Annotated in this window: 2 protein-coding genes; both read left to right on the forward strand. The window is 37.5% G+C overall.

Features of this window, described 5'->3' with window-relative positions:
* Nucleotides 1-373 precede the first annotated feature (373 nt).
* Nucleotides 374-3496: a hypothetical protein gene (locus B3P17_RS14150; protein WP_291105961.1), complete on the forward strand. Its 3123-nt coding sequence runs from the start codon at nt 374-376 to the stop codon at nt 3494-3496.
* A 518-nt stretch (nt 3497-4014) separates the two neighbouring features.
* Nucleotides 4015-6354, forward strand: coding sequence for a DUF6443 domain-containing protein (locus tag B3P17_RS14155; RefSeq protein ID WP_422653400.1), 2340 nt, complete (start codon nt 4015-4017; stop codon nt 6352-6354).
* The last annotated feature ends 166 nt before the right edge of the window (nt 6355-6520 follow it).

The raw sequence follows: 6520 nt of genomic DNA on the forward strand, positions 1-6520 counted from the left end.
ACAGCTAATGGTGTGTTTGTAAATGAAATTATTATTAAAAAGTAAAAAATAATACTATGAAAAAGTATCTATGTTTCCTTATAATCTTTTTTACTTTCTTAGATGTTTATAGCCAAATTAATAATGGGCTCCAAGCTCCTGATATACTACCAAAATCTCCGGAGGTGGCAGGATTGGAAAAGTACGGAGAGTATCCAGTCAGTGAATATACAGGGATACCATCTATAGATATTCCTCTATATACGGTGAAAGCAAAAGGTATAGAAGTTCCAATTTCACTTAATTATCATGCTACAGGCATACAGGTGACCCAAGAGGCTACTTGGGCCGGTTTAGGGTGGAACCTTATGGTTGGAGGCAGTATTTCTCANNAGTGGGAAAGGCTGACAAAGTTTCGTATGCAACTGCTTCAGACTGGACTAAAATGATAAACTATAGTAAAACAACATCCTATGCTCCGGATTATCTTGCCAGAGGGTTTTCTGAAGTTGGATTTAGGTGGGCTGCATGCGTTGCTCCAGATAATTCTCCGACAACAGATGATATGCTAAGAGAGGCCTCATATGGATCAGGAGAAAGAGATATCTATAATGTTAATTTCTTAGGGAAATCATTTCGGTTCACTAAACATCCTTATAATGGGACTTTTGTATATAATGGGGAAAAGAACAAGTATAAAATAGAAATGCTCAGCTCTGGAAGTTCTTGGCGAATTACCGACGAACAAGGCTATATCTATGAATTTAGTGCCCGAGAAGAAGCTAATCAAGGAGATATCAATAGTACATTCACATGGTATCTTACCGACATTTATTATCAATGGAGACCATTAATAAAAATATATTATGATTATTCAGGATCAGTAAATCAGCTCCCAATAATTAGAGATATAATTAAGCAAGAAAAAGTACTACCCGAATCTACTCCTACAGCAATGGATAACAATTATGAATTGTCTAGAGATATATCTTATCCTGGTACTCACAAGCAATTATATCCCTCTTCCATTGTAGGGCTTTTGGATAGTGTTGTATTTACCGTAAAGAGTAGGATTGACCTGGACAATGGACTCGCACTAGATGAAATAAAAGTATTTGATCGTTCCAGTAAAGTTGTTCGTAAGCAGTACAAATTTGAGCATGATTATTTTACAGGTACGACGGTTGGAGAAAGTGGTCTGGACATTAATCGTAATTTAAAACGTTTGAAATTAGTGAAGCTATATCGAAAGGATATTAATACAAGTTTACAGGCATATCTGTTCACTTATAATGAATCCCGACCATTACCAAATAAAGTCTCATTTTCACAAGATTATTGGGGCTTTTATAATGGGCAGGAGAACCGTCTTGTTGGGGGAGAATTTCAAGAAATCAACATTGTGGGTAAAGTATACCAGAAAACCCATACACTTATCTCAGATCCGATTGTTCTATCTTTAAATGAAAGCTTACCATCCAGTATGTTTAATGTAAGGCTTTCTGCAAGTCCATTTGTTACTTTTGCTAATAGAAGATCCAGCAAAGTGCATATTACTACCGGTATGTTGAAGAGTATTATATACCCCACAGGCGGAAAGACGGAATTTGTATTTGAACCACATGTTGTAGGTAATGGATACTATCCGGATGCTAACGTGAGTGGAGCCGGTATAGAATTCAGTAAAAGCATATCAAATTTTGGAGCTTCTTCGACAATGAAATATGTTGGGCTTAGTATCGATCAAGAATGCAGAGTACATGTTAAAGGTGCTATTTATGCTCCGAATGTAACGAGTACGATGCAACTGGAACAATTTTATATAGCAGTATATTCAAATGGTCAACTTATCAAAAAATACTTTGATTTTTTGACTGATCAGGATAAAATTGATTTCAATAACGGAAAAAGGACTTTTCCTTTTGAGTATTATTTTTTTCTGCCGGCAGGTACGATCGAGATGCGATCTTATATTCCTACAGGTTTATCTCCAGCGAATGGTATTAGTGCGACAATTACCCATTTGTATACAGATGTAGATAAGTTAAAGAAGGCGGAGTCCATAGCAGGAGGTGTAAGAGTAAAAAGCATTACCAACTATGATGAAAATAATATTGTAACATCAGTAAAAAATTATAAGTATATAACTACAGGAGGTAAACCGAGTGGTAAGTTGATCAACCCGATGAAGTTTTATAATAAATCTAATTATATAACATTTAAACAAGAACTTATTTACCAACCGCCTCCGCAACAAAGTTATTATTTTACTACAAGAAACTCCATCAACTCATATGAAATATGTTCCTCGAATCTTTACAGTTATTCAGCAAGCGGGTGTGATAATGCCGTGGTAGGCTATAACCGGGTTGAAATAGAGATGACTTCACAAGATGGCAATAGCCGTAATGGAAGAAAAATTGTAGAATTTATAAATTCTACAAATAGTGGTTCGGGGTCAAAATTTTTCATGGTATCTGAACCAAAAGCTATACCATTGAATGGAAAACAAACTGCAACGATATTGTTGGATAATAACAATGATACCATCAGTGTTGAGCGAAACAGTTACTCTTTAGAGAATTTCGAATCAAACTTAATAAATGTATGGGTAGAAGATAAATATAGAGGATTTAGGGTTGAATGCGGAACAGGTGGTCTAGCATTTGTTCCAAATGTTCCGATAGGAGCAGGCGAAAGATTTAATATAATTGTTTACCCTACTAATAGTTATACTGTTCAACTAAAAAACCATTCAAGGTATGACTATTTCGGAAATAATAAAATATATACGACTACAAGCTACGAGTATGATCCTTCCAATTATCAGCCCAAGAAAATTACAGAATCCCTTGGAGATAAAATCAGGACAAAAGAATATCAATATGCATCAAGTATTATAGATCCCCTGACTAAGAGTAAGCTGGTAGATAAAAATATGATCAGTGTTCCTGTAAACGAATCGGATTATCTCAATTCTATATTAACACGCTCAAAAGAAACATCTTATTGGACTTGGAATAGTGATCTACTGGTAGCTCCGACCTCTGTAAAATTAAACCATGGGAATTCAACCCTATTTGAAAAATTAACTTTTTCAAAATATGATTCTTATTTGAACCCGTTAGAGTATGCCTTGAATGACGGAACTAAAGTTACCTATCTTTGGGGGTACAATTACCAATATCCGATTGCAGAGATAAAAAACGCGACCTATGATCAAATAGCAGCGATCATTCCTTTAGCAACATTGGAAGGAATTGCAAAAAAAATGACACCATCGGATGCTGACTTTAAATTAATAACAGATCTGCAAAGTAATACTACCTTGAAAGATGTACACGTCACGGCCTTCAAGTATAGGTCACTCGTAGGACTTATTCAGCGAATAGAACCTAATGGCACTATTACCTACTATGATTATGACCAATTAAATAATCTGAAGGAGGTGTATATAATGGAAAACGGAGCGAAGAAAATCATACAGGCAAGCGATTATTTCTATAAAAACAAGTAAGGTGTAAAACTATGAAAAAGATAATTATATATATACTAGTCAGCTTGACATTTGTATTAGAAGCATATGCTCAGCCTTCCCCAACAAACTATATTGGGGATATTATGAAAGACAAAGTCTATACCATGGAAAGAGCCTCAAGTAGTGATCCCTCTGGTTATTTTTTAGGATTTTCTTTAGATGGTAATTATGAAATTACAGTAACTGCAAATGGAACGGTTTTAGTAGCTTGTCTTTGGATAAAACCTGATCCTTTGTGTAAATCTGGATATCAGCTAGACAAACCATTTATCTTATCATCGGGTAACTATATATTAAATATTCAAAATTTTGCAGTAGGAGCCAAATTGACTATTAAATTCAGAGATACGAGCAATACAGAGGAACCACCCATTGAACCTATTACGTATGTTCCACCTCAAAATATAGTATCTACAGGTCCAAACTATATACGTACTACCACCCCTCTAATAGCAAAATCGACAGTGAACTACAACACAAGTGAGGAGATGGTGACCATGCAATATTTTGATGGTTTGGGACGTCCGGTGGAAACTGTTCAACGTGGAATCACTACTACAGGTAAAGATTTGGTTGCCATTCAGGAGTATGATAATCTGGGAAGACAAACAAGTACATGGTTGCCGGTAGCTATTGCATCCAATAATGGAGCTTTTGCAGATCTAACGAAAGTGAAGGCTAACATAAATGCTATTTATCCAAGTGAGACCGCTCCATTCTCCAAGCCTGTATATGACCTGTCTCCTCTGAACCGCACTTTGGCCCAATATGGACCTGGGGCTGATTGGCAGAATAATAATAAGGCTATATGGACTGGTTATTTAACTAACAAGGCGAAATCTGGGACTACATGGGCTGATGCCGATTCGTTGGTCTGTGCTAAATATATATCTACCGATGACAGAAAAATGATAAGCATATACCGTACAGATAATTATCCGGCAAATGAACTTTATATTACCCGAACAAAAGATGAAAACGGAAATACTGCTTATGAGTTTAAAAATAAATTGGGGCAAGTAATTCTTACACGCCAAATAAATGCAGGAAAGTCCTTTGATACGAACTATATTTATGATAGTTATGGGAATCTAAGAGTCGTATTGCCGCCGGAAGCATCAGCCATTTTGTTAAGTGCAACTTCTTCCACTCCATGGACAGAAACAAATACGAACTTGAAACTATGGGCATATCTGTATAAATATGATAATTTAGATCGTTGCATCTCTAAAAAGTTGCCTGGATGCGATTGGATTTATTATGTCTATGATAAAGCAGACCGGCTGATCTTTACGCAAGACGGGGAACAACGGGCAAAGACCTCGTCTCCCGAATGGACTTTTAATAAATACGACGCCTTCGGCCGGTTGATTATCTCAGGGATATATCGTACAGCTTCCACCCATGAGGCGATGCTAACAACTTATTCTACAATGCTTTTTACGGAGACACCAGGAAGCGGAAACTTTGGATATAGCTGGACCACATTGGCGAGTATTCCGGTAGATGATGTATTGCTTATAAACTACTACGATGACTATGAAGCCATGTTAAAAACAAATTCTTACTATAAAACGAATTTGGATTACAATATAGAATCGGGGTATGGGATCCGGCATTCAAGTGCCAAAGGATTGCTGGTGGGAACTCGGGTAAAGCTGATGGGCTCGGATGGGAAATCCAATAATACCTTGGAAGGACAGATTGCTACGGCTATGTACTACGATACACGAGGGCGGGTGATTCAGACCAAATCGACCAATCATCTTGGTGGTCTTGAAAAGGAATATATAGCTTATAACTTCACCGGTCAACCCTCTCAGAAGAAACATGTTCACTCAGCTACTGGAAAGAGCACCCAAACAGAAGTATACGCTTACACTTATGACCATGCAGGACGATTGAAGAAAGAGACCTATCAGCTCAATGGGGCTACTGCTGTAACCCTTGCTGAAAATACGTATGATGAACTGGGCAGACTCAAAACCAACCAAAAAGGCGGATTAGCAAATGCCTTGTCTACCTATGGTTATAACATCCGTTCGTGGACAAAATCAATAAACAGTCCGTTATTTACACAAACGTTGTATTATAATGACGTTTATGGAGGTAGTACGAAACAATACAATGGAAATATCAGTGCAATGAACTGGCAGGTAAATGATGGTGGCTCATTGCTGGGGTATACTTTTAGCTATGATAACCTTTCAAGATTAACATCAGCCGTTTATCTTGTCAATGGAGCTGTCAGTACAGCTCATACTGACTATAAGACATCCTATAGCTATGACAAACATGGCAATATGAAAACCTTGACACGCGGAGGGGTAATTACAGCTACCACAAATGGGCTGATAGATAACCTGACAATGACCTATACCGGAAATCAGTTGATTAAAGTTGACGATGCCATAGGAACCATCAGCCTAGCCGAATCGATGGACTTTAAGAATTATAGTAATGTAGCCACAGAGTATGCCTATAATGCTAACGGGACGATGACAAAAGATTTAAACAAAGGAATAACAGAGATTCAATACAATTCCTTAAATTTGCCACGACAGATGGATATCAAGAGTCCCGTTGCGGAGGCAAGGAACGAATATACCTATTCGGCAGGAGGTCAAAAACTGAAAGTTGTTCAGAAATGGAATCCAAACTATTCTACAACCCCGGTTATTGGTTCGGCAATCAATACAGCAACATTGACCCAGACCCAGACAACCGATTATGTGGGCAATAAGATTTATGAGAATGGAACCTTAAAGCGTATACTGATTGACGGTGGATATATAGAAGGAGGCGTATATCATTATTANNACAGATCATCTAGGTAATAACCGTGTAGTATTAAATGCCAGCGGAACATTGGTTCAGAAAAATCACTATTACCCTTTTGGTTCTATCTTTGCCGGAACCACCGGACCTGATAAGCAGCCGTACAAGTACAATGGCAAGGAACTGGACCAGATGCACGGATTGAACTTGTATGATTATTCGGCG

Source organism: Dysgonomonas sp. UBA7630, assembly GCF_002483985.1.
Classification (GTDB): Bacteria; Bacteroidota; Bacteroidia; order Bacteroidales; family Dysgonomonadaceae; genus Dysgonomonas.